At 43.6% G+C, this 24,302-nt stretch carries 22 protein-coding genes and 1 tRNA gene; 21 read left to right on the top strand and 2 right to left on the bottom strand.

The genetic code is table 11. From position 1 onward, the window contains the following. Window positions 1-213 precede the first annotated feature (213 nt). A complete protein-coding gene (locus AABS66_RS21095) occupies window positions 214-1,347 on the bottom strand; it encodes a multidrug effflux MFS transporter (protein WP_430225432.1) in 1,134 nt (377 codons plus the stop codon). Between the two features lie 124 nt (window positions 1,348-1,471). Here AABS66_RS21095 and AABS66_RS21090 point away from each other — a divergent pair, with 124 nt between their 5' ends. Further along, entirely contained in the window at window positions 1,472-2,230 is a 759-nt protein-coding gene (locus AABS66_RS21090) for an AraC family transcriptional regulator (RefSeq protein ID WP_206085298.1), read from the top strand. Window positions 2,231-2,312: 82 nt separating this feature from the next. Here the strand turns inward: AABS66_RS21090 and AABS66_RS21085 are convergent, their stop codons facing one another. After that, window positions 2,313-3,599: a citrate synthase gene (locus AABS66_RS21085; protein ID WP_430225431.1), complete on the bottom strand. Its 1,287-nt coding sequence runs from the start codon at window positions 3,597-3,599 to the stop codon at window positions 2,313-2,315. 672 nt (window positions 3,600-4,271) lie between these two features. On the opposite strand from AABS66_RS21085, the gene sdhC reads away from it, so the two are divergent. The 20 genes from sdhC to AABS66_RS20985 all read left to right on the top strand — a co-directional run bounded on the left by sdhC (window position 4,272) and on the right by AABS66_RS20985 (window position 24,198). Continuing rightward, window positions 4,272-4,661 (top strand): succinate dehydrogenase cytochrome b556 subunit, encoded by a 390-nt coding sequence (gene sdhC / locus AABS66_RS21080; protein ID WP_004909059.1) that lies wholly within the window; start codon window positions 4,272-4,274, stop codon window positions 4,659-4,661. Then, a complete protein-coding gene (sdhD, locus tag AABS66_RS21075) occupies window positions 4,655-4,999 on the top strand; it encodes a succinate dehydrogenase membrane anchor subunit (protein ID WP_047756338.1) in 345 nt (114 codons plus the stop codon). The genes sdhC and sdhD overlap by 7 nt, the downstream gene beginning before the upstream one ends. A 1-nt stretch (window position 5,000) precedes the next feature. After that, a complete protein-coding gene (sdhA, locus tag AABS66_RS21070) occupies window positions 5,001-6,767 on the top strand; it encodes a succinate dehydrogenase flavoprotein subunit (RefSeq protein WP_047756339.1) in 1,767 nt (588 codons plus the stop codon). A 35-nt stretch (window positions 6,768-6,802) separates the two neighbouring features. Next, complete coding sequence (locus tag AABS66_RS21065) at window positions 6,803-7,519, top strand: succinate dehydrogenase iron-sulfur subunit (RefSeq protein WP_004256824.1); 717 nt, start codon at window positions 6,803-6,805, stop codon at window positions 7,517-7,519. Between the two features lie 500 nt (window positions 7,520-8,019). Beyond that, entirely contained in the window at window positions 8,020-10,833 is a 2,814-nt protein-coding gene (gene sucA, locus AABS66_RS21060; RefSeq protein ID WP_206085300.1) for a 2-oxoglutarate dehydrogenase E1 component, read from the top strand. A gap of 14 nt (window positions 10,834-10,847) precedes the next feature. Then, window positions 10,848-12,059, top strand: coding sequence for a 2-oxoglutarate dehydrogenase complex dihydrolipoyllysine-residue succinyltransferase (gene odhB / locus AABS66_RS21055; RefSeq protein ID WP_206085301.1), 1,212 nt, complete (start codon window positions 10,848-10,850; stop codon window positions 12,057-12,059). Between the two features lie 132 nt (window positions 12,060-12,191). After that, window positions 12,192-13,358: an ADP-forming succinate--CoA ligase subunit beta gene (gene sucC, locus AABS66_RS21050; protein WP_206085302.1), complete on the top strand. Its 1,167-nt coding sequence runs from the start codon at window positions 12,192-12,194 to the stop codon at window positions 13,356-13,358. Then, window positions 13,358-14,230, top strand: coding sequence for a succinate--CoA ligase subunit alpha (gene sucD, locus AABS66_RS21045; RefSeq protein WP_206085303.1), 873 nt, complete (start codon window positions 13,358-13,360; stop codon window positions 14,228-14,230). The genes sucC and sucD overlap by 1 nt, the downstream gene beginning before the upstream one ends. Window positions 14,231-15,087: 857 nt before the next feature. Continuing rightward, window positions 15,088-16,656 carry a cytochrome ubiquinol oxidase subunit I gene (gene cydA, locus AABS66_RS21040; RefSeq protein WP_206085304.1) on the top strand — a complete coding sequence of 523 codons (1,569 nt, stop codon included), beginning with the start codon at window positions 15,088-15,090 and terminating at the stop codon, window positions 16,654-16,656. A gap of 13 nt (window positions 16,657-16,669) precedes the next feature. Next, window positions 16,670-17,809 (top strand): cytochrome d ubiquinol oxidase subunit II, encoded by a 1,140-nt coding sequence (gene cydB, locus AABS66_RS21035; protein WP_206085305.1) that lies wholly within the window; start codon window positions 16,670-16,672, stop codon window positions 17,807-17,809. Between the two features lie 11 nt (window positions 17,810-17,820). After that, window positions 17,821-17,934 (top strand): cytochrome bd-I oxidase subunit CydX, encoded by a 114-nt coding sequence (cydX, locus tag AABS66_RS21030; protein WP_004909083.1) that lies wholly within the window; start codon window positions 17,821-17,823, stop codon window positions 17,932-17,934. A gap of 4 nt (window positions 17,935-17,938) precedes the next feature. Continuing rightward, entirely contained in the window at window positions 17,939-18,226 is a 288-nt protein-coding gene (gene ybgE / locus AABS66_RS21025; protein ID WP_206085306.1) for a cyd operon protein YbgE, read from the top strand. A gap of 125 nt (window positions 18,227-18,351) precedes the next feature. Next, window positions 18,352-18,756, top strand: a complete 405-nt coding sequence (ybgC, locus tag AABS66_RS21020; RefSeq protein WP_206085307.1) for a tol-pal system-associated acyl-CoA thioesterase — start codon at window positions 18,352-18,354, stop codon at window positions 18,754-18,756. Further along, complete coding sequence (gene tolQ / locus AABS66_RS21015) at window positions 18,753-19,436, top strand: Tol-Pal system protein TolQ (RefSeq protein WP_206085308.1); 684 nt, start codon at window positions 18,753-18,755, stop codon at window positions 19,434-19,436. The genes ybgC and tolQ overlap by 4 nt, the downstream gene beginning before the upstream one ends. A gap of 17 nt (window positions 19,437-19,453) precedes the next feature. After that, window positions 19,454-19,876: a colicin uptake protein TolR gene (tolR, locus tag AABS66_RS21010; protein ID WP_047756399.1), complete on the top strand. Its 423-nt coding sequence runs from the start codon at window positions 19,454-19,456 to the stop codon at window positions 19,874-19,876. A gap of 51 nt (window positions 19,877-19,927) precedes the next feature. Continuing rightward, the gene (gene tolA / locus AABS66_RS21005; protein WP_430225430.1) at window positions 19,928-21,046 is read left to right on the top strand and encodes a cell envelope integrity protein TolA; all 1,119 of its coding nucleotides are present in this window, start codon (window positions 19,928-19,930) and stop codon (window positions 21,044-21,046) included. 146 nt (window positions 21,047-21,192) lie between these two features. Then, a complete protein-coding gene (gene tolB, locus AABS66_RS21000; protein ID WP_206085310.1) occupies window positions 21,193-22,485 on the top strand; it encodes a Tol-Pal system beta propeller repeat protein TolB in 1,293 nt (430 codons plus the stop codon). A 44-nt stretch (window positions 22,486-22,529) separates the two neighbouring features. After that, window positions 22,530-23,027, top strand: coding sequence for a peptidoglycan-associated lipoprotein Pal (gene pal, locus AABS66_RS20995; protein WP_047756402.1), 498 nt, complete (start codon window positions 22,530-22,532; stop codon window positions 23,025-23,027). Window positions 23,028-23,049: 22 nt separating this feature from the next. Continuing rightward, window positions 23,050-23,835 (top strand): cell division protein CpoB, encoded by a 786-nt coding sequence (gene cpoB / locus AABS66_RS20990; protein WP_272539980.1) that lies wholly within the window; start codon window positions 23,050-23,052, stop codon window positions 23,833-23,835. 287 nt (window positions 23,836-24,122) lie between these two features. Continuing rightward, window positions 24,123-24,198: transfer RNA gene (locus AABS66_RS20985), tRNA-Lys, on the top strand. Window positions 24,199-24,302: the final 104 nt, after the last annotated feature.

Here is a 24,302-nt window from a genome sequence, read left to right as displayed (position 1 = left end):
TGTTGGCTTCACTCGGCTACTTGGGTCACATACTTATGTATGCTCCCCAAGCTATCCTTATTTGCCGCCTAGCCACAACTCGAACTATTTAGAGAATTAAATCTTTATCTGACCTTCGTCATTTTTTAATCACTGAGTTGTTGGCTTCACTCTTTTGCTGCCTAGCCACAACACAAACTATTTAGAAAATTATGTGTTTAGTAAAACAATAACTTAACTCGTATAAACTCGATAGCGTAATGATGCAAGAGCGAGAACTACACTTGAAATAGTGAGCACTAAACCTAAGTGTTGGCTCCAACCTGCAACCACCAGCCCGATAGCGAGTCCAATATAATAAAGTAATCCTAAAATTGCGCCTGCAGTGCCTTTTCGGTCGCTATAACGGTTTAAGGCGTGAGCAAGAATGTTCGGGATTGCAATACCATAGCCAATCACGACGCCAATAACAGGTAAAACAAACCAAACAGAGTCCATAAGAGCAAAAACTGCACAGCTGCTGACCAACGAAATGACACTTGATAGCTTAACAAGTTGCTCAGATGTGTGTTTTTTAGCCAATAAATGACGGTTAATCATCGATCCTAAACCCACACCAAGCGCCAATAAAATTCCCGTGAGGCCAAACTGTTGTTGAGTGAGCATTAATTGTTCAAAACTGAAAGGAGCCAGCTGATAATAGCTAAATAAATTAATGTTGAAAAATGCTATCAAGATCACATTTCTAATAATCTCTTTATCCGTGATCATCCGTAAAAATGTCTCAACAAATGGGACTTTGATCACATTTTCTGGGCGTGTTTCAGGTAATCGATATATTGACCACAGTAAAAGTACGACAGCTAAAATAGCTAAACCAATAAAAACACCACGATAACCTCCCAAACTAACGAGGCCCGCACCCGATAACATACCTAATGCAGGGCTAATGGCTAATGCGACGCCCATGACTGAAAAAACTCTAGCTAATTCATGACCTTGATAACTATCACGCATTGCAGTTTGTGTACCAATTGAACCCACAGCGGCACCAAAGGCGGCTAACATCCGTAGCAGTAGCAATAAGTAAAATTGACTAATGAGTAAGGCACCAATTGAGGCAATCCCATAAACCAGTAAACCCGCTAAAATCGTTGGACGGCGGCCAACTGTGTCACAGGTTCTACCCCAAAATACAACGCCCAATGCAAAAGCAAAGAAATAGAGAGAAAGCGTCTGTGAAGCTTGTTCTGCATTGACAGAAAAAGCGCTCGCAATGTCCGTCAGTGCAGGGCTGTAGATGGTTTCTACAATTTGTGGGAACATCATTAAGGCCACAGCCAGCCATAATGAAAGAGAGTGTTTCATATTCATTTTCCTACCCTGTGTAATAAAAAATAACGGTCTAAACCTTTAATGGTGGGCAGTTTAGTGGTAATTTTGATGTCTTATTACAATAATAAAGACTATAAATATCAAAAAAAGGACATTTATGGCATGGTTAAATCAAACGGATGAGTTTCAAACACATTGGTATCCGGCCCCTGTTTTAGGAATTGCTGCGCAGATGGGGCAGCACGATTCTGGCACGCATACCCATGAAATGGGGCAGCTTTTGTTTACTCAGCAAGGGTGCATTCGTATATCCCTCGAAAAGCGCCTCTCTTTGCTTCCTCCTGGTAGGGTTGCGTGGATCCCACCATATGTTCGCCATCGCGCACAAATGCGTGCATCAGTGGGGTACCGGTCAATTTATCTCAGTGAAGAATATGCCCAAAAAGTCGGAAACGAAGTGGTCATTTTGAGTATTTCGCCGCTGTTAAGGGAGTTATTAGAGCGTATTGCTATCTCTCCTTTTGACAGTGATTGGCAAACGGGAAGGTTAGCCAATTTATTACCTGTTTTTATTGATGAGCTACAAGCTGCGACAACTGAACCCACTTTGCTTTCTTTACCGCAAGATAGGCGCTTGAAACACCTGGATATCGAGCAATTACCCCCGAATTTGAGCCAACTTGCTCAAATTGTTGGTGCGAGTGAAAAGACAATAACGCGTGTTTTTTTGAAAGAAACAGGCATGACATATCAGTCATGGCGCCAACAATGGCGGTTTATTAAAGCGATTGAATTATTAGCACAAGAAAAGCCATATCACTTTATTACTCAAGAACTTGGACTTACCAGTGACAGCGCGTTTATTAGTTTTTTTCGTAAAATGAGCGGAATGACACCAAGAGAGTATCAACAGTAGGAAATGTTGTGGTTATATAAACAAAAAAGACCTTGAAAAATCAAGGTCTTGCTTTACGTAGGGATTGGAATTTATCGAAATATTATTTTTTTGCTAATTCAGAGTTGAATTCACGTTTGTCATAGCCGGTATACAGCTGGCGAGGACGTGCAATCTTCAGGCCGTCATCATGCATTTCGTTCCAGTGTGCAATCCAACCAATAGTACGCGCAATGGCGAAGATCACAGTAAACATGGAAGATGGAATACCCATTGCTTTCAAGATGATACCTGAATAGAAGTCAACGTTCGGGTACAGTTTCTTCTCAATGAAGTACGGGTCGTTCAGTGCAATACGCTCCAGTTCCATTGCGACTTCCAGTAAGCTGTCGTTCAAGCCCAGTACATTTAGAACTTCATGGCAAGTTTCACGCATTACAGTGGCACGTGGGTCGTGGTTTTTGTAGACGCGGTGACCAAAGCCCATCAGTCGGAAAGAGTCATTTTTGTCTTTCGCACGTTCGATAAACGCAGGAATGTGCTCAACAGTCTGAATTTCTTCCAGCATGCGTAAGCAAGCTTCGTTAGCACCACCGTGTGCAGGCCCCCATAGAGACGCGATACCCGCTGCGATACAAGCAAATGGGTTTGCACCCGATGAACCCGCAGTACGTACGGTTGACGTTGATGCATTTTGTTCGTGGTCAGCGTGCAGAATTAAAATGCGATCCATTGCACGTTCAAGAACTGGATTTACCGTATATTCTTCACATGGCGTAGAGAACATCATGTGCAAGAAGTTACCCGCGTATGACAGATCATTACGTGGATAAACAAAAGGTTGGCCAATTGAATATTTATAACACATTGCTGCAACAGTTGGCATTTTGGACAGTAAACGATAAGCCGTAATTTCACGGTGACGAGGGTTATTAACATCTAACGCATCGTGATAGAACGCCGCCAGAGCACCTGTTACACCACATAATACAGCCATTGGATGTGAGTCACGGCGGAAACCATTAAGCATGCGTGTAATTTGCTCATGGATCATGGTATGGCGAGTCACCGTATTTTTAAATACGTCGTATTGTTCTTGAGTCGGTGCTTCACCGTACAGCAGGATATAACAGACTTCGAGATAAGAGGCTTCAGTTGCGAGTTGGTCGATAGGGAAACCACGGTGCAGTAGAATACCTTTATCACCATCAATATAGGTGATTTTTGATTCACAGGATGCAGTAGAAGTAAAACCAGGGTCGTAGGTAAAGAACCCTTTTGAACCTAAAGTTCGGACATCGATAACGTCTTGACCAATCGTAGGGCTTAAAATATCGAGTTCAATGTCACCCGCACTACCAGTCATTAGCTTAGCTTTGTTATCAGCCATTTACGGTCTCCTTAGCGCTTGATAATCGACACCCAACAACCCAGAAACCCAGCGTTATACTGTGTCTTCGTGCATTGTTCTACCGGTATGCTTTGGAAATCAGCTCGCTATCACATAAAACCTGAAATCTGACGACCGACGACAATGTAATTAGGTTGTTTATGAGTGTGTAGATGTTATGTTCTTTTTGTTGTTTTCCCTACAATATCATTATTTGTGGTAAGAGGAACAACTTTCATAACTTTTGTTATTAATACCCATCATAGTTCAAATTGTGGAGTATCTAACATTGCAACATTTACGTTTTTATTTTTACGGTGAAGTGTCAACCACACCGTTAAGATAATTCTGCTAGACCTATATGTAAGATAAATGTTGAATCATTGTCAAATAACATAAGCACATTTATACAAAATGTTTAAATCGTGATCCTTCTCACTGTTCGGGCTAAATGTCTCCAAACATTTTGTGTGGGAATTGTAATGGCATTGTGAAGACTTTATACTAGCGGCAGGTCTCCGGATTACCCTGTAGTAGGAGTTCCCAGCGTGATCAGCATGCAACTTTATTTAAACATGATGGATTAGAGTTTGTGTTAAGTTGCATTTTGTACCCCTGTCGCTGTCTGATTTCCACCCCAGGTCCGGAGGATGGAAAATAATAAAGAGCTGTGTGGGCAAAATTGTGAAAAAACAAAGACCTGTCAACCTTGATTTGCAGACGATTCACTTCCCGATCACTGCAATATCTTCGATCTTGCACCGTGTCTCTGGCGTCATTACTCTCATCGCAGTTGGTATTCTGCTTTGGTTGTTAGGGACATCTCTCTCCTCTCCAGAAGGTTTTCAATACGCGTCTGAAATAATGACTGGCTTTTTTGCTAAGTTCATTCTTTGGGGCATCCTGACTGCATTGGCTTACCATATTTGTGGTGGTATCCGTCATATGTTAATGGATTTCGGCTGTGTTGATGAAACCCTTGCTGCTGGTAACTCATCTGCAAAAATTACATTTGTTATTACCGTAATTCTGGCAATTCTGGCGGGGATCTTAGTATGGTAAGTAATGCATCAGCTTTAGGCCGTACTGGTATCCAGGACTGGCTGTTAATCCGTGGCTCTGCGATTATCATTGCACTCTACGTACTCTACATTGTTGGTTTTGTTGCGATTAATGACATTACCTATGAAGTCTGGCGCGGTTTCTTTGCCTCCTCTGTGACGAAAGTATTCACTATCCTCACTTTGTTCTCGATTCTTGTGCATGCATGGATTGGCATGTGGCAAGTGCTGACTGACTATGTTAAGCCGCTGGCAATTCGCTTAGTGCTGCAACTGGCTATCATTGTAGGTCTGTTGGCTTATTTAATTTACGGAACAATTGTTGTGTGGGGTGCATAAAATGAATCTGCCAATCAGAGAGTTTGACGCTATCGTTATCGGTGCTGGCGGTGCAGGTATGCGCGCAGCACTTCAAATTTCACAGATGGGCCTATCTTGTGCACTTCTGTCAAAAGTCTTTCCAACCCGTTCTCACACTGTATCCGCGCAAGGTGGTATCACGGTTGCATTAGGTAACACGCACCCTGATAACTGGGAATGGCACATGTACGATACCGTAAAAGGTTCTGACTACATCGGTGACCAAGACGCTATCGAATATATGTGTAAGACAGGCCCAGAAGCTATCCTCGAATTAGAACATATGGGGTTACCTTTCTCGCGCCTTGATGATGGAAGCATTTATCAACGTCCATTTGGTGGCCAATCTAAAAACTTTGGTGGCGAGCAAGCCGCGCGTACTGCAGCCGCAGCTGACCGTACAGGGCACGCACTATTACATACGCTGTATCAGCAGAACTTAAAAAACCACACCACCATTTTTTCTGAGTGGTATGCCCTTGATTTAGTTAAAAACCAAGATGGCGATATTGTAGGTTGTACTGCAATTTGTATGGAAACAGGCGAACTCGTTTACTTCAAAGCGAAAGCCACCATCCTGGCAACAGGTGGTGCAGGCCGTATTTACCAATCAACCACCAATGCCCATATCAATACAGGTGATGGTGTGGGGATGGCTGCGCGTGCTGGTGTGCCACTACAAGATATGGAAATGTGGCAATTCCACCCAACGGGTATTGCAGGGGCTGGGGTTCTGGTCACTGAAGGTTGCCGTGGTGAAGGTGGTTACTTGCTGAATAAAGACGGTGAGCGCTTCATGGAGCGTTACGCACCAAACGCGAAAGACCTCGCAGGTCGTGATGTTGTTGCACGTTCAATCATGATTGAAATTCGTGAAGGCCGTGGTTGTGATGGTCCTTGGGGGCCACATGCTAAGCTGAAATTGGACCACTTAGGGAAAGAGGTTCTGGAATCACGTTTACCGGGTATCCTTGAGTTATCACGTACCTTTGCGCACGTTGACCCAATAAAAGAGCCAATCCCAGTTATTCCAACATGCCACTACATGATGGGCGGTATTCCAACGAAAGTTACTGGCCAAGCGATTCGCTATAATGAAAAAGGCGAAGATGAAGTTATTCCAGGTCTGTTTGCTGTTGGTGAAATTGCTTGTGTATCAGTACACGGCGCTAACCGCTTAGGCGGTAACTCACTGCTTGACTTAGTGGTATTCGGTCGCTCTGCGGGTCTGCACCTGAAAGAATCCATCATGGAACAAGGTTCAATGCGTGATGCTTCTGAGTCTGACATCGATGCAGCAATGACTCGCTTTAATCGTTGGGAAGGTGCACGCACAGGCGAAGATCCAACCGAAATCCGTAAAGCACTGCAAACCTGTATGCAGCATAACTTCTCAGTATTCCGTGAAGGTGATGCAATGGCGAAAGGTTTAGAAGAACTAAAAGTGATTCGCGAACGCCTGCAAAATGCACGCCTTGATGATACGTCAACGGAGTTTAATACGCAGCGTATCGAATGTTTAGAATTGGATAACCTGATGGAAACCGCTTATGCAACTGCACAAGCAGCAAACTTCCGTACAGAAAGTCGTGGGGCGCATAGCCGCTTTGACTATCCAGAGCGTGATGATGCGAATTGGTTATGTCACTCATTGTATTTACCGCAATCTGAAACGATGACGCGTCGTGAAGTCAACATGCAACCAAAATTGCGTGAAGCCTTCCCACCGAAAATTCGTACCTACTAATGCGTGGTGTTAATCCAGTTGCGGAGAAATAAACTATGAAATTACAATTTTCGATTTATCGCTACAATCCTGATGTGGACAACGCACCACGTATGCAAGATTACACGCTAGAAGTGCCAGAAGGGCGTGACATGATGTTGCTGGATGCGTTAATCCAAATCAAAGAGCAAGACCCAACATTATCCTTCCGCCGTTCTTGCCGTGAAGGGGTATGTGGTTCTGATGGTCTGAACATGAACGGTAAAAACGGCTTGGCTTGTATCACGCCATTGTCTGCTTTAATTCGTGGTGGGAAGAAAATTGTCATTCGTCCGTTGCCAGGTCTGCCTGTTGTGCGTGACCTGATCATCGACATGACTCAGTTCTACACTCAATACGAAAAAATCCGTCCATATCTGATTAACGATAACAAAAATCCGCCAGCGCGTGAGAATTTACAAACTCCTGCACAACGTGAAAAACTCGATGGTTTATACGAGTGCATCTTGTGTGCATGTTGTTCGACTTCTTGCCCATCTTTCTGGTGGAATCCGGACAAATTTATTGGTCCAGCAGGCCTGTTAGCGGCGTATCGTTTCTTGATTGATAGCCGTGATACTGAAACCGATTCTCGATTAGATGATCTGAACGACGCTTTCAGTGTTTTCCGCTGTCATAGCATCATGAATTGTGTCAATGTATGCCCTAAAGGACTAAATCCAACAAAAGCTATTGGTCATATTAAATCTATGTTGCTAAAGCATAGCGCTTAATAGCTAAATTTAACCCGCAGTGCCTTGGTACTGCGGGCTAAAGTGAAAATAGCACGAAATAAAAACATAAGTTAAAAATAAAGCGTAAAGTAAATTCAAGATTTTGATTTAAATAGCGCTTAAGGTCACAAAAGCGCGAAAACCAAATATCCTTAAAGGTCATCAGAAAGTAACATTGTCATCAATAAAACGTAGCATTAAATAAAAACGTTGTAACAACAAAAGCGCAAAAAAGTGAACGTAACAAAAGCAACAGTAAAAAGTAAAAAAAATAGCCAACTGCAAAAGATGAAGAAGACGAAAGCGTAATCTTAGGGGCCTTTAAAAACCGTAGCCAGTTTTTAAAGGTTCCTTAAAAGGGAAACCCTTACTGATAAAGGGCCTCCCAAAGAGAGAACATGCATAAAGCACGTCCAAGAGAACCTTTATCGAGGTCGCTTAAATGCGACGATTAGTTAACCACGGCGAAAACTAAAGCTTATAAAGCTTAAGGGATCACAATGCAGAACGGCGTAATGAAGGACTGGCTGGATTCAAGCTTTCTGGCAGGCGCGAACCAGACATATATAGAACAGCTCTATGAAGATTATCTGACTGACCCTAACTCTGTCGATGCCGAGTGGAAAGCCATTTTTGAGCAACTACCTGGTGCAGCCCTCGGCACTAGCGGTGAGCAATTCCACTCCCAAGCGCGCGATTACTTCCGTCGCTTAGCAAAAGACTCTACACGTTATCACACCTCTGTTAGCGATCCAGCTATCGACGCAAAACAAGTTAAAGTTTTGCAGTTAATTAATGCATTCCGCTTTCGCGGACACCAAAATGCTAACCTTGACCCGTTAGGGCTTTGGAAACGTGAATCTGTTCCAGATTTGGACCCAGCGTTTCATAACTTAACGAAAGAAGATTTCAACGAAACCTTCAACGTCGGTTCTTTTGCTATCGGCAAAGAAACCATGAAACTCAGCGAGCTATATGACAACCTGAAACGCATTTACTGCGGTTCAATCGGTGCGGAATATATGCACATCACGAATACAGAAGAAAAACGTTGGATTCAACAACGCCTTGAGTCTGTTGATGTGTCTAAAATTTTCTCTGCGGATGAGAAAAAACGTTTCCTGTCTGAGTTAACTGCGGCTGAAGGTCTTGAGCGTTACATCGGGGCTAAATTCCCAGGTGCAAAACGTTTCTCATTGGAAGGTGGTGATTCACTGATCCCAATGCTGAAAGACTTAATCCACCATGCTGGCAAACAAGATACTCGCGAAGTTGTTCTTGGTATGGCGCACCGTGGTCGTTTAAACGTACTGGTTAATATCTTAGGTAAAAAACCAGGCGAATTATTTGATGAATTCGCAGGTAAACATAAAGATCATTCAAGTGCGGGCGACGTTAAATATCACCAAGGCTTCTCTTCTGACTTCGAAACCGCAGGTTCACGTGTTCACTTAGCGCTGGCATTTAACCCATCGCACCTTGAAATCGTTAGCCCAGTGGTCATCGGTTCTGTACGCGCTCGTCGTGACCGTTTAGATGAAGGTCGCAGCAACATGGTTCTGCCAATCACCATTCACGGTGACTCCGCAGTGACTGGCCAAGGTGTTGTGCAAGAAACCCTGAACATGTCTCAAGCACGTGGTTATGAAGTGGGCGGTACCATGCGTATCGTCATTAACAACCAAATTGGTTTCACCACTTCTAACCCTAAAGATACTCGTTCAACTGAATACTGTACTGACATTGTGAAGATGGTTCAGGCGCCAATTTTCCACGTGAATGCAGATGACCCAGAGGCGGTTTCATTTGTCACACGTTTAGCGCTGGATTTCCGTAATACCTTTAAACGCGATGTGATGATCGATTTAGTCTGTTATCGCCGTCATGGTCATAACGAAGCCGATGAGCCAAGTGCAACTCAGCCTGTGATGTACCAAAAAATCAAACAGCACCCAACGCCACGTAAAATCTACGCAGACCGCTTAATTGCAGAAAACGTATTGAGTGCAAATGATGTGACGGAAATGGTTAACCTGTACCGCGATGCGTTAGATGCGGGTAACTGCGTGGTTGAAGAGTACCGTGAAATGGGGCTGAACTCATACACATGGGCACCATATCTGAACCACGAATGGGATGCATCCTACAAATCAACAGTTGATATCAAACGTTTAACGGATCTGGCTGTTAAAGTCAGCACTATCCCTGAAGGCGTTGTCGCGCAATCTCGTGTTGAGAAAATCTATGCGGATCGCGCAGAAATGGCGAAAGGCGAGAAATTACTCGACTGGGGTGCTGCCGAGACTTTAGCGTATGCAACGTTAGTTGATGAAGGCATTCCAGTGCGTTTATCGGGTGAAGATGCCGGCCGCGGAACCTTCTTCCATCGTCATGCGGTTATTCACAACCAAACTAACGGTTCTGTCTACGTTCCACTGCAAAACATTCATAACGGCCAAGGCGTATTTAACGTTTGGGATTCTGTTCTGACTGAAAATGCGGTATTGGCATTCGAATACGGCTATGCAACCACTGAACCTCGTGCTTTAACCATTTGGGAAGCACAATTTGGTGACTTCGCGAACTGTGCGCAAGTGGTTATCGACCAATTTATTAGCTCTGGTGAGCAAAAATGGGGTCGTATGTGTGGTCTGGTGATGTTACTGCCTCATGGTTATGAAGGTCAGGGCCCAGAGCACTCATCTGCACGTTTAGAACGTTACCTACAACTGTGTGCTGACCAAAACATGCAAGTGTGTGTGCCGTCAACACCTGCTCAGGTTTATCACATGTTACGCCGCCAAGCCTTACGTGGCATGCGTCGTCCTCTGATTGTGATGTCACCAAAATCCCTGCTACGTCATCCATTAGCGGTGTCTAGCATGGAAGAACTGGCAAATGGTACATTTGAACCTGTTATCGGTGAAATCGATGAAATCAATCCGAAAAATGTGAAACGCGTCGTTATGTGTTCAGGGAAAGTCTATTACGATCTGTTAGAACAACGTCGTAAAAATGAACAAACTGACGTGGCTATCGTTCGTATTGAGCAGCTGTATCCGTTCCCACACGATGATATCCAAAAAGCGTTGTCGCAATTTAGCCATGTGAAAGACTTTGTATGGTGCCAAGAAGAGCCATTAAACCAAGGTGCTTGGTATTGCAGTCAACATAATTTCCGTGAAGCTATCCCTGCAGGGGCAACTTTACGTTATGCAGGTCGAGCTGCTTCTTCATCTCCAGCAGTTGGCTATACGTCCGTACACCAAGAGCAACAAAAAGCTCTGGTAAATGACGCTTTGAACATTGAATAATTAAAGGATAGAAAATGAGTAGCGTAGAAATTCTTGTTCCCGATCTTCCTGAGTCCGTTGCCGATGCTACGGTTGCCACATGGCATAAAAAACCAGGTGACAGTGTTCAGCGTGATGAAGTCCTGGTTGAGATCGAAACAGATAAAGTGGTACTGGAAGTGCCTGCGAGCGAAGCTGGCGTATTAGAAGCTATTGTAGAAGACGAAGGCGCAACGGTATTATCTAAACAACTGTTAGGTCGTATTCGTTTGGGTGACAGCACTGGCATCCCAGCAGAAGTGAAAGAATCACAAGAAGCAACACCAGCACAACGTCAAACTGCAAGTCTGGAAACCGAAAGCAACGATGCGCTGAGCCCAGCAATTCGTCGCCTGATTGCAGAGCATGACCTGAACCCTGCGGATATTAAAGGTACTGGTGTTGGCGGTCGTTTAACGCGCGAAGATGTTGAAAAACACTTAGCAGCAAACAAATCTGCAGCGCCAGCAGCATCTGCACCAGCTGCACCACAGGCTCCTTTGGCACACCGTAGCGAAAAACGTGTTCCAATGACACGTTTACGTAAACGTATCGCTGAGCGTCTGTTAGAAGCGAAAAACACCACAGCAATGTTGACCACGTTTAACGAAATCAACATGCAACCAATCAAAGACTTACGTAAACAGTATGGCGAAGCGTTCGAAAAACGTCACGGTGTACGTTTAGGCTTTATGTCTTTCTATGTAAAAGCTGCGGTTGAAGCACTGAAACGCTATCCAGAAGTGAACGCTTCTATCGATGGCAGCGATGTGGTTTACCATAACTATTTTGATATCAGCATCGCAGTATCAACGCCTCGTGGCCTGGTCACCCCAGTGCTGCGCGATGTTGATGCAATGAGCATGGCGGATATCGAGAAGAAAATTAAAGAACTGGCTGTTAAAGGTCGTGACGGTAAATTAACTGTTGAAGACTTAAGCGGCGGTAACTTCACTATTACTAATGGTGGCGTATTTGGTTCTCTGATGTCTACACCTATCATTAACCCACCACAGAGCGCAATTTTAGGCATGCATGCCATTAAAGACCGCCCTATGGCTGTAAATGGTAAGGTAGAGATTCTTCCTATGATGTACTTAGCGCTGTCTTATGACCACCGCTTAATCGATGGTAGCGAGTCAGTCGGCTTCTTAGTCGCTATCAAAGATATGCTGGAAGATCCAACTCGTTTACTGCTGGACGTATAGCAACATAACAGGGTAGGGAACAACCTGCCCGGTCTGAAGTAACCGATGCAGCCCGTTCGCGGGTTGCTAAATCAGTAACAATTGCAGGAGGCGAATAAACGCCTCTTCAGACTCAATTATGGATAGAACATCATGAATTTACACGAGTACCAGGCAAAACAGTTGTTTGCACGTTATGGGATGCCTGCACCAACAGGTTATGCCTGTTCATCAGTCGCTGAAACCGTCGATGCTGCGAAAAAAATTGGCAACGGCCCATGGGTAATTAAATGCCAAGTTCACGCAGGTGGACGCGGTAAAGCTGGCGGCGTTAAAGTTACTAGCGATATCAACGAAGTTAAAGCTTTCGCAGAAAACTGGTTAGGTAAAAATTTAGTTACCTATCAAACAGATGCAAACGGCCAGCCAGTTAACCAAATTTTGGTCGAAACGGCGACTGACATTGCGAAAGAATTATATTTAGGTGCGGTTGTTGACCGTAGCACTCGTCGCGTTGTTTTCATGGCATCGACTGAAGGTGGTGTGGAAATTGAGAAAGTTGCTGAAGAAACACCAGAATTGATCCACAAAGCCATTATCGACCCACTGACAGGCCCAATGCCTTTCCAAGGCCGTGAATTAGCGTTCAAATTAGGCTTAACGGGCAAACAAGTTAGCCAATTCGCGAAAATTTTCATGGGTCTGGCGACACTGTTCCTTGAGCGTGATTTAGCATTAGCCGAAATCAACCCTCTGGTTATCAGCACAGCAGGTGATTTAGTGTGTTTAGATGGTAAATTAGGCATCGACAGTAACGCATTATACCGTCAACCTGAAATCCGTGAACTGCGTGACGAATCTCAAGAAGATGCGCGTGAAGCACAAGCGGCTCAGTGGGAACTGAACTACGTTGCACTAGATGGCAATATCGGTTGTATGGTTAACGGTGCAGGCCTCGCAATGGGTACCATGGACATCGTTAAACTGCACGGCGGTGCACCTGCTAACTTCTTAGACGTTGGCGGCGGCGCAACAAAAGAGCGTGTTACTGAAGCATTTAAAATCATCCTTTCTGATGAAAACGTGAAAGCGGTTTTCGTTAACATCTTTGGTGGTATCGTTCGTTGCGACCTGATTGCAGACGGCATCATTGGTGCAGTTGAAGAAGTTGGTGTAAATGTACCAGTAGTTGTGCGTTTAGAAGGTAACAATGCTGAGTTAGGTGCTAAGAAACTGGCAGACAGCGGCTTGAACATTATCGCTGCAAACAGCCTGACTGACGCAGCTAAAAAAGCAGTAGCAGCAGCGGAGGCTAAATAATGTCTATTTTAATCGATAAAAACACCAAAGTAATTTGCCAAGGTTTCACCGGTGGTCAAGGTACATTCCACTCAGAACAAGCAATTGCTTATGGAACACAAATGGTTGGTGGTGTGACTCCAGGTAAAGGTGGCACAACTCACCTTGGCCTGCCAGTATTTAACACTGTGCGTGAAGCCGTTGAAGCAACGGGTGCAACCGCTTCTGTTATCTACGTTCCAGCGCCATTTTGTAAAGATTCTATCTTAGAAGCTATCGATGCAGGCATTAAACTGATCATCACTATCACTGAAGGTATCCCAACACTGGATATGCTGACGGTGAAAGTGAAATTAGACGAAGCTGGCGTTCGCATGATTGGTCCAAACTGTCCAGGTGTTATCACTCCAGGTCAATGTAAGATTGGTATCCAACCTGGCCACATTCACTTACCAGGTAAAGTCGGTATCGTTTCACGTTCAGGTACACTGACTTATGAAGCGGTTAAACAAACGACAGATGCAGGCTTAGGTCAATCTACTTGTGTTGGTATCGGTGGTGACCCAATCCCAGGTTCTAACTTCATTGATATCTTGAAATTATTCCAAGCTGACCCACAAACTGAAGCGATTGTCATGATCGGTGAAATCGGTGGTAACGCAGAAGAAGAAGCGGCAGCTTATATTAAAGAGCACGTGACTAAACCCGTTGTTGGTTACATCGCAGGTGTGACTGCGCCGAAAGGCAAACGTATGGGGCACGCTGGTGCAATTATCGCTGGCGGTAAAGGTACCGCAGATGAAAAATTTGCTGCATTAGAAGCGGCGGGCGTGAAAACCGTTCGTAGCCTTGCAGACATCGGTGATGCCGTTAAATCATTACTGAATAAGTAAATGACCCGCTAGGAAACTAGCAACTGTAAGAGACAAAAGCCCGTGCTTGTTTGAGTACGGGTTTTTTTTGCTTGTCGTAAGGCTAGATACAAAGACTTAACAGAATTTCTGTACCACTTATAAGGTTTTCTAAAAAAGAGTGTCTATACTTAAAAAATGCGTTCATAGGCTCTGTCATGGGGGATTGGGGTTAACTGTTGTGTGCATTGATGGATTGTGAGGCTATCGTTCGCACTTTATGCAAAAAATAGCGAAATTGCGGCACATCAATTTTATAACTTTTAGGAGGAATGAATTATCTGAATATAGGAATTTAGTTGAGTTAGATTCGTATATTAATAAAATTCATAATAACTTTAAAATAAGATACTATTACAAATTAAATATTCTTTTTTAGAGACCTTAATACAAAGATTATATTTTTTTGTTAATCTTTGGGAAAATTAAGTACATTTATATCAATACCAATAACAGTGCATTAACAAGTAAATAACTATTAATTGACTGAGACTCAGAACAATTAACAAGGTGAAAAAAATTGACGTAAATCAATTCATTGGAACTAGCTTTATTCTGTTAAATTGCTTAAATTGGTGCTCGATCAAATACTCGGTTTTCTATTAAAGAGTATAATTATTGATGTAAATTCAGAATTCAAATCTGAGTCACGTAAAAGAAGTTTATTGTGTGTGAAGATAGGCGTACTATTATTATAGTAACGTTCGTTCTTTTAATTTTGTTAATTATTTGTTGTTTTGAGGCATTTTTTGCTGGTAGTTAAGAGGCTTTCTAAAAACATAATTTGGAAGCTGGGTTGCCGCAAGTCGGTGTCTTCCTGCTAGGAGCAAGGAGTCAAGATGTTTGATATTGTCGAACTGTCACGATTACAGTTTGCCTTAACTGCGATGTATCACTTCCTGTTCGTACCATTAACGCTCGGTATGGCGTTTTTGCTTGCGATCATGGAAACGGTATATGTGCTGTCTGGCAAGCAAATTTATAAAGATATGACTAAGTTCTGGGGTAAGTTATTTGGTATTAACTTTGCTCTGGGTGTTGCAACGGGTCTGACCATGGAGTTCCAATTTGGTACTAACTGGTCTTACTACGCGCACTATGTTGGAGATATCTTCGGTGCACCTCTTGCAATCGAAGGTCTGATGGCGTTCTTCCTAGAATCAACGTTTGTCGGTTTATTCTTCTTTGGTTGGGATCGTTTAAGCAAAAAACAACATCTAGCTGTAACATGGTTAGTTGCTTTAGGTTCTAACTTCTCTGCTTTGTGGATCTTGGTTGCGAATGGTTGGATGCAAAACCCAATCGCTGCTGATTTCAACTTCGAAACAATGCGTATGGAAATGGTTAGCTTCTCTGAGCTAGTCTTAAACCCAGTTGCGCAGGTTAAGTTTGTCCACACAGTTGCTGCGGGTTATTGTACCGGTGCAATGTTTATCCTTGGTATTAGCTCTTACTACCTGCTTAAAGGTCGTGATGTTGCTTTTGCTAAACGTTCTTTTGCAATTGCTGCAAGTTTTGGTATTGCTGCCGTTCTGTCTGTTATCGTTCTTGGTGATGAATCAGGTTACGAAATGGGTGACGTTCAAAAAACCAAATTAGCTGCTGTTGAAGCCGAGTGGGAAACCCATGCTCCACCAGCTGCGTTTAACTTAATCGCTTGGCCAGATACTGAGAAGCAAGAAAACAAATTTGCTATCTCGATTCCTTGGGCGATGGGTATCATTGCAACTCGTTCTATTGATACGCCTGTATTAGGTCTGAAAGACCTGATGAAACAGCATGAAGTTCGTATCCGTAACGGTATGGTTGCATATGGTCAGTTACAAGAGCTTTTAGCGGGTAACAAAGATCCTGATTTGCGTGCAGCATTCGAAGCAAGCAAAAAAGATCTGGGTTACGGTCTTCTGTTAAAACAATATGCACCAAATGTTGTTGATGCAACAGAAGCGCAGATTCAAAAAGCGGTTAAAGACAGTATTCCGAACGTCGGTCCTCTGTTCTGGGCATTCCGTATCATGGTTGGTGTCGGCTTCCTGTTACTGTTAATCATTAGCTGGGCATTCCTGTCAGTCGTTCGCAACCGTATTGGTCAAAGCAAACTGCTGTTACGTATCGCCTTGATTGGTATCCCATTACCATGGATTGCAATTGAAGCGGGTTGGTTCGTTGCAGAATATGGTCGTCAGCCATGGGCAATTGGTGAAGTGTTACCTGTTTCGGTCGCACACTCTAATTTGACAACTCATGACCTGATCTTCTCTATGGTACTGATCTGTGGTCTGTACACACTGTTCTTAATTGCTGAAATGTTCTTAATGTTCAAATTCGCTCGTAAAGGGCCTAGCAGCCTAAAAACCGGTCGTTATCACTTTGAACAGAAAAACACTTCTGCACACGACGTTCAGTAAATAGGAGCCACTTATGTTTGATTATGAAGTTCTTCGGTTTGTGTGGTGGATCCTTATCGGTGTATTACTGATTGGATTTGCTGTCACGGATGGCTTTGACATGGGCGTTGGCTTCTTATTACCTATCTTAGGTAAAACAGATACTGAACGCCGTATCATGATTAATGCCGTTGCGCCGCACTGGGATGGTAACCAAGTTTGGTTAATCACAGCTGGTGGTGCGATGTTTGCTGCATGGCCACAAGTCTATGCTGCATCATTCTCTGGTTTCTATATCGCCATGATTTTGGTCTTAGCGGCATTGTTCTTCCGTCCGGTTGGTTTCGACTACCGTTCAAAACTGGAGAACCCAAAATGGCGTAACATGTGGGACTGGGGTCTGTTTATTGGTGGTTTCGTTCCACCATTAGTTATCGGTGTTGCGTTTGGTAACCTGTTACTGGGTGTTCCACTGCAAATCGATAACCAACAGTACCTGACTTATACTGGTAACCTGTTTGGTCTGCTGAACCCATATGGTCTGTTAGCCGGTGTTGTTGGTTTGATGATGATTGTTACCCAAGGTGCAACTTATCTGCAAATGCGTACGACTGGCGAGCTGTATCTCCGTGTGCGTAAAACAACGTATATTTGTGCACTAGTTACACTGTTAGCGTTTGCAGGTGCGGGTGTTTGGCTGGTAATGGGAATCGATGGCTATGTTATCACTTCAGCGATTGATCACCATGCAGTGTCAAACCCACTGAATAAAACAGTAGAGATTGTTTCAGGTGCTTGGTTGACTAACTTCAACACCTACCCAATCCTGTGGGCTCTGCCTGCACTGGGTCTAGCACTGCCATTATTAACCATGCTGTTTAGTAAAGCAGACAAAAATGGTTGGGCGTTTGTCAGCTCTTCATTAACAATCGCGTGTATCATTTTAACTTGTGGTGTAGCAATGTTCCCATTCATCATGCCTTCAAGCATCATGCCAAATGCAAGCTTGACCATGTGGGATGCGACTTCTAGCTTGTTTACTCTGCAAGTGATGACTGTGGTTGCTATTATCTTTGTTCCAATCGTACTGGCATACACCGCATGGTGTTACTACAAAATGTTTGGTCGTCTGGACAAAAACTTCATCGAAGGCAACAAGCACTCACTGTATTAAGGAGCATAACTATGTGGTATTTCGCCTGGATCCTCGGCACGCTGTTAGCTTGTAGTTTTGCAGTGATTGCAGCATTAGCGTTAGAGCACTCTGAAGACTCTAAAGCCGCTAAAGATGGTGAGTAAGTAAATGCTGGTGGATAAAACCTATCAGCTATTGGATAAGGGGCCGATAAGGGCCCTTATCCTTATTTTAGCTTTAGTGACAGCTGGTGCGGTAATGTGGGATCCAACTATGTTCGCAGCCAAAACCAGTTCTTTCCAAATATGGCAAGGCTTGTTATTAATTTGGGCAACCTGTACAGCGATGATTTTTGGGGTGGGTTTTAAACCTCAAAAAGTTATCTTTCGTGCCGTTTTTCACCCATTGCCAGCTGCCATCATTCTTATCTGGGGACTTTTTCAAGTCTTTAGATAATTCTAATTGCTAATTGTGGGTCAATGGACCCATAATTATTTTTGATATCTTTACTTTCAAAGTGATTCCAAACTGACACTGTCTTGCGTATAGTGGCACCGTTAATGAATTTAACCTAAGACGGAGTGGTTGATATGTTATTTCGCTGGCCTGTTCGCGTGTATTATGAAGATACAGATGCGGGCGGTGTGGTTTATCACGCGCGCTATTTAGCTTTTTTTGAGCGGGCTAGAACAGAAATGTTGCGAAATAAAGGGATCAATCAGCAAAGTATGCTTGCTGAGAACCTTGGCTTTGTTGTGCGTAGCATGACAATTGATTTTGTGAAGGGCGCTCGGTTGGATGATATGTTGGAAGTTGAGACGCAAATCGTTGAAATGAAACGCGCCTCATTAACCTTTCATCAAAGGTTAGTTGATTCGCAAGGTAACCTGCTTTGTGGGGCTAATGCCCTAATTGCTTGTGTGGACACATCAAAAATGAAGCCTACAGCGCTTCCTAAGTCTATTGTCGCGGAGTTTAAACAGTGACTGACATGAATATCCTGGATTTATTCCTAAAAGCGAGCCTTTTGGTTCAGCTTATTATGTTCGTTTTGATCGGTTTTTCTATTGCATCATGGGCGATCATCATTCAAAGAACCAAAATTTTAAATGCCGCTAGCCGTGAAGCAGAGGCATTCGAGGATAAGTTCTGGTCAGGAATCGAGCTATCGCGCTTATATAAAGAAAGCCAAGCGCGTCGTGATGAACTCAGTGGCGCAGAACAAATTTTCCACTCAGGTTTTAAAGAGTTTGTTCGTTTACATCAAGCGAATATTCATGCACCTGATGCCGTGGTTACAGGGGCTTCCCGTGCAATGCGTATTTCAATGAATCGTGAATTAGAATCCGTAGAGGCACATATCCCATTCTTAGGTACCGTCGGGTCAATTAGCCCGTATATTGGTTTATTTGGTACGGTTTGGGGGATCATGCACGCATTTATTGCATTAGGTGCGGTTAAACAAGCGACATTGCAAATGGTTGCACCTGGTATTGCAGAAGCACTGATCGCGACAGCAATTGGTCTGTTTGCCGCAATTCCAGCGGTTATGGCGTATAACCGTTTAAACCAGCGTGTCAACAAGTTAGAACAAAGCTACGATAACTTTATGGAAGAATTTTTAGCCATCTTGCATCGTCAAGCCTTCTCTGCTGATAAGAAATAATACGGGGAGATAAGCGAATGGCGCGCACAAGTCGCAGACGTGAGCTGAAATCCGAAATTAACATTGTTCCATTGCTGGATGTATTATTGGTACTTTTGCTGATCTTTATGGCAACTGCACCCATTATTTCTCAAAGCGTGGAAGTTGAATTGCCGGATGCAACTGATACACAAACCGTATCATCAAGTGATAACCCACCGATTATTTTAGAAGTATCGGGAGTGGGGCAATACAATATGCGCCTTGATGGCGAGGTGTTAGAATTGCTTCCACCAGAACAGATTGCAGCTGAAGCTAAAGCTCAATTAGCGAAAAATCCCAAAGCGATTTTCTTAATTGGGGGGGCAAAAGAAGTGCCTTATGAAGAAGTGATTAAAGCATTGAACATTTTGCACAGCGCAGGGATTAAATCTGTCGGCTTGATGACTCAGCCTATCTAGGCTGGGTTGTTGTGGTTTGAATAAGTCACACATCTTTTTTTGGATACCAGAGTGGGAAAGACAAAAGAGAAAAAAGATAACTTAAACCGGTCACTTGTGATGTCAGTGGTTCTGCACGTCCTGTTGATTGGTTTGATCGTTATAGGCTCTTTAGTTTCCGTCGTCAAACTTGGTGGTGGCGGAGAAGAAGGGACTGTCATCGATGCGGTGATGGTCGACCCTGGCGTGGTTGTTGAGCAGTATGAAGAAATGCAAAAACAACAAAACATGGCCAGACAAGCGGCTAAAGAGCGCAAAGAACAAGAGCAGAAACAAGACGCTGAGCTAAGAGAACAGCAAGAGAAGGAACAAAAACGCCTTCAAAAACTGGAAGAAGAGCGGATTAAAACTGAACGTGATACAGCTGAGCAACAAAAACAAGCTGAGGAACAACAGAAAAAAGCGTTAGATGCCGCGAAGAAAGCGAAGGAAGAGCAGAAAATTGCGGAAGAAGCGGCTGCAAAAGCAAAAGCAGAGAAAGAAAAGTTAATTAAAGAGCAAGCGGCAGAAAAAGCCAAAGCCGAAGCTCAAGCGCAAAAAGAAGCCGAAGCCGCTAAAGCTAAAGCCGAAAAAGAAGCCAAAGAAAAAGCTGAAAAAGAAGCCAAAGAAAAAGCCGAAAATGAGGCCAAAGTAAAAGCCGATAAAGAAGCTAAAGCCAAGGCAGATAAAGAAGCGAAAGAAAAAGCAGACAAAGAAGCCAAAGCAAAAGCCGCGAAAGCCAAAGCGGAAGCTGCCAAAAATGCCGCTTCAGTTGATGATTTACTCGGTGATTTAACCGCATCAGGCCCAAGCAAAAAAGGTGGCCAAGCTGCTGCAGGAAGTGGTGGTGGTAAAAAATCTGGGGCCTCTAATGCAGATGTAGACAGTTATGCAGGGAAAGTCAAAGCGGCGATTCAAAGCAAGTTCTATGATTCGGATACGTTTCGTGGGCGGACCTGTGAGCTACAATTGAAACTTGCTCCAGATGGATTATTGGTGAGTATTACGCCAAAGAATAGCCCGACCAATGATGCAGCGTTATGTGATGCGGCAATTAGAGCAGCGAAACTTGCGACAATGCCAAAACCACCTAGCCGTGAGGTCTATGATACATTTAATAAAGCAGGTAGCACTGTTGTGTTTAAACCTTGATTTTCAATAACTCAGAGCTATCTGTATTGAAAATTTTATGGCAATAGCATAAATAGTTTGCGTGGTATCTAGTTTTGTTATTATACCTTTGTTAAAATTCAGCGAATTATTGCGGTGGTAAATAATACGCAATAAGGGAGATAAGAATGAAGCAGGCTTTTAAAGTAGTTTTAGGGTTCCTAATGCTATGGGCGACAGTGGCTCAGGCTGAAATACGTATTGAGATCACTGAAGGTGTAAACTCAGCTCAACCAATTGGTGTGGTACCTTTTAAATGGTCTGGTGCAGGTGCGCCACCACAAGAAGTTGGCCAAATCGTAGGTGCTGATTTACGTAATAGCGGGAAATTTAACCCGATTGAGCCAAGTCGTATGCCTCAACAACCTGGCACTGCATCGGAAGTCATTCCTGATGCATGGACTGCATTAGGCATTAATGCAGTGGTTGTGGGTCAAGTACAGCCAGCAGCAGATGGTAGTTTTGTGGTTAGCTATCAGTTAGTGGATGTTGCCGCTAACCCAGGTGCTGTATTATCTCAAAATCAATTTAAAGTCACTAAAGAGTGGTTACGCTATGCGGCGCACACTGCAAGTGATGAAGTCTTTGAAAAACTGACAGGCATTCGTGGTGCATTCCGTACACGTATTGCATATGTTGTTGTGAACAAAGGCGGTCAGTATCCATATGAATTACGAGTTTCTGATTATGACGGTTTTAACCAATTCACGGTTCACCGTTCACCAGAACCTTTAATGTCGCCAGCTTGGTCACCAGATGGTGAAAAACTGGCGTATGTAACTTTTGAAAGCGGTAGTTCAGCACTTGTCATTCAAACCTTGTCTTCAGGGGCGGTTCGTCAGGTTGCATCTTTCCCACGTCATAATGGGGCACCTGCATTCTCTCCTGATGGGACAAAATTGGCATTTGCACTGTCTAAAACAGGCAGCCTGAATTTATATGTTATGGATTTAGCAAGTGGGCAAATTCGTCAGGTAACCGATGGTCGCAGTAATAATACTGAGCCAAGTTGGATGCCAGATAGCCAAACTTTGGTCTATACTTCAGATCAGGCTGGACGTCCGCAGATTTATAAAATGAATATTAATGGTGGCAGCCCGACACGTGTATCTTGGGAAGGAACACAAAATCAGGACGCTGACGTTAGCCCGGATGGTACTTTCTTAGTGATGGTCAGCTCCGGCGGCGGTCAGCAACATGTCGCCAAACAAGATCTGGCAACGAATAACGTTGAATTTTTAACGAAAACGTTCCTAGATGAAACGCCGAGTATCGCACCTAACGGCACTATGGTAATTTATAGCTCCTCTCAAGGCTTGGGGACTATATTGCAGCTAGTTTCGACCGACGGGCGTTTCAAAGCGCGTCTTCCGGCGACCGATGGACAGGTTAAATTCCCTGCCTGGTCTCCGTATCTGTGATGCATAATAATAATGTGTGGCAAAAAATATTAAGGATCAAAACGATGCAACTGAATAAAGTGCTTAAAGGGCTGATGATCGCGTTACCAATCATGGCAGTCGCAGCTTGTAGCTCTAACAAAAACAATGACCAAGATGGCGTAGATACTTCTACTAACCAAACTAACACTGGTCTGTCTGCGGAAGAGCTGGCACGTCAGCAAATGGAACAGCTGCAACAAAACAACACTGTTTACTTTGGCTTTGACAAATACAACGTATCTCCAGAATACGCTGATATGTTAGATGCACACGCAGCATTCCTGCGTAGCAACCCATCTGTACGTGTTGTTGTTGAAGGTCATGCGGATGAGCGTGGTACTCCAGAATACAACATCGCACTGGGCGAGCGTCGTGCTAATGCAGTTAAAATGTACCTGCAAAGCAAAGGTGTTTCTGGTGACCAAGTTTCACTGGTTTCTTACGGTAAAGAAAAACCAGCTGTGTTAGGCCATACTGAAGCAGACTACGCGAAAAACCGTCGTGCAGTCATTGCATACTAATAGATAAGCGAAATTATCTATTATGAACAGTAACTTCAGACATTTACTAGTCGGTCTGTCGTTATTGGTTGGCGTAGCGGCCCCTTGGGCCGCTATTGCCCAAGCGCCAATCAACAATGTCGGATCTGGTTCTCCAGGTGACCGTCTATCCCAACTTGAGACTGCAGTTTCTTCTCAAGGTCAAATTCTGTATCAAATTCAACAACAACTCGCTGATAACCAACGTGATATCGATATGTTACGTGGTCAGATTCAAGAAAGTGAATACAAATTGAATCAAGTCATCGAGCGCCAAAAAGATTTGTACATGCAATTAGACAATGCGGGTGGCGGCAATTCAGCTAACTCAGGTGATGCGCCTGATACAAGTTCAGCAAATACATCATCTTCCTCAAATACACCAGCGGCAGCTGCTAACACAGGTGGAAATGAGAAAGATGATTACAATGCTGCGGTTAAGCTCGCAATGGAAAGCAAGTCAAAAGCTCAAATTGATGATGCTATCGGTGCATTACAAGGCTTTGTTAAAGCCTATCCTAAGTCAGGATATCAATCTAACGCCAACTATTGGTTGGGGCAGTTAAACTACAATAAAGGTAGCAAGGACGACGCTGCATTCTACTTTGCCACGGTAGTGAAGCAATATCCAAAATCCCAAAAAAGCAGTGAAGCTCTATATAAAGTTGGGCTGATCATGCAAGACAAAGGACAAAAAGATAAAGCGAAAGCTGTTTACCAGCAGGTGTTGAAACAATATCCAAACAGTGCGGGCTCTAAATTAGCTGAAAAAAAGCTAAGCGCACTTTAATTCCTAGCCCCGAAGCGATATTGCCGAATATTTCGGGGTTATCAGTATGATAAATGTGCATTCAATCTTTTTATGCAAAAAAATCATTGCACCCTCGTCAGAAATCAGTAATATAAGCCGCCGTTGATACGAGAATACGGTTAACCGAAAATCTCGCAAAACAGTAAGAAATTTAGTTTTAGGTGAACCGTTAGCTCAGTCGGTAGATTGATTGAGTTTTACAAAATGGTCGCAGGTTCAACCCGTAGGGTAAGAAACGGTGACTAGTTAGAAAAGATTTACAAGATGGGTCGTTAGCTCAGTCGGTAGAGCAGTTGACTTTTAATCAATTGGTCGCAGGTTCGAATCCTGCACGACCCACCATCTAAAGCAGTAAACAGTTTAAAACTTAAAGCTGTTCAGATGGGTAGTTAGGTCAGTCAGTAGATTGATTTGGTTTTACAAGATGGGTCGTTAGCTCAGTCGGT

The organism is Providencia sp. SP181 (assembly GCF_050446505.1).
Taxonomy (GTDB): Bacteria; Pseudomonadota; Gammaproteobacteria; order Enterobacterales; family Enterobacteriaceae; genus Providencia; species Providencia vermicola.
The sequence above is the reverse complement of the archived record's forward strand: the minus strand, read 5'-3'. Positions and strand labels throughout refer to the sequence as shown.

Excerpts from the sequence above, each read along its gene's own strand:
- AABS66_RS21095 (WP_430225432.1), bottom strand. The coding sequence starts at position 1,347 with ATGAAACACTCTCTTTCATTATGGCTGGCTGTGGCCTTAATGATGTTC.
- AABS66_RS21090 (WP_206085298.1), top strand. The coding sequence starts at position 1,472 with ATGGCATGGTTAAATCAAACGGATGAGTTTCAAACACATTGGTATCCG.
- AABS66_RS21085 (WP_430225431.1), bottom strand. The coding sequence starts at position 3,599 with ATGGCTGATAACAAAGCTAAGCTAATGACTGGTAGTGCGGGTGACATT.
- sdhD (WP_047756338.1), top strand. The coding sequence starts at position 4,655 with ATGGTAAGTAATGCATCAGCTTTAGGCCGTACTGGTATCCAGGACTGG.
- sdhA (WP_047756339.1), top strand. The coding sequence starts at position 5,001 with ATGAATCTGCCAATCAGAGAGTTTGACGCTATCGTTATCGGTGCTGGC.
- AABS66_RS21065 (WP_004256824.1), top strand. The coding sequence starts at position 6,803 with ATGAAATTACAATTTTCGATTTATCGCTACAATCCTGATGTGGACAAC.
- sucA (WP_206085300.1), top strand. The coding sequence starts at position 8,020 with ATGCAGAACGGCGTAATGAAGGACTGGCTGGATTCAAGCTTTCTGGCA.
- odhB (WP_206085301.1), top strand. The coding sequence starts at position 10,848 with ATGAGTAGCGTAGAAATTCTTGTTCCCGATCTTCCTGAGTCCGTTGCC.
- sucC (WP_206085302.1), top strand. The coding sequence starts at position 12,192 with ATGAATTTACACGAGTACCAGGCAAAACAGTTGTTTGCACGTTATGGG.
- sucD (WP_206085303.1), top strand. The coding sequence starts at position 13,358 with ATGTCTATTTTAATCGATAAAAACACCAAAGTAATTTGCCAAGGTTTC.
- cydA (WP_206085304.1), top strand. The coding sequence starts at position 15,088 with ATGTTTGATATTGTCGAACTGTCACGATTACAGTTTGCCTTAACTGCG.
- cydB (WP_206085305.1), top strand. The coding sequence starts at position 16,670 with ATGTTTGATTATGAAGTTCTTCGGTTTGTGTGGTGGATCCTTATCGGT.
- cydX (WP_004909083.1), top strand. The coding sequence starts at position 17,821 with ATGTGGTATTTCGCCTGGATCCTCGGCACGCTGTTAGCTTGTAGTTTT.
- ybgE (WP_206085306.1), top strand. The coding sequence starts at position 17,939 with ATGCTGGTGGATAAAACCTATCAGCTATTGGATAAGGGGCCGATAAGG.
- tolR (WP_047756399.1), top strand. The coding sequence starts at position 19,454 with ATGGCGCGCACAAGTCGCAGACGTGAGCTGAAATCCGAAATTAACATT.
- tolB (WP_206085310.1), top strand. The coding sequence starts at position 21,193 with ATGAAGCAGGCTTTTAAAGTAGTTTTAGGGTTCCTAATGCTATGGGCG.
- pal (WP_047756402.1), top strand. The coding sequence starts at position 22,530 with ATGCAACTGAATAAAGTGCTTAAAGGGCTGATGATCGCGTTACCAATC.
- cpoB (WP_272539980.1), top strand. The coding sequence starts at position 23,050 with ATGAACAGTAACTTCAGACATTTACTAGTCGGTCTGTCGTTATTGGTT.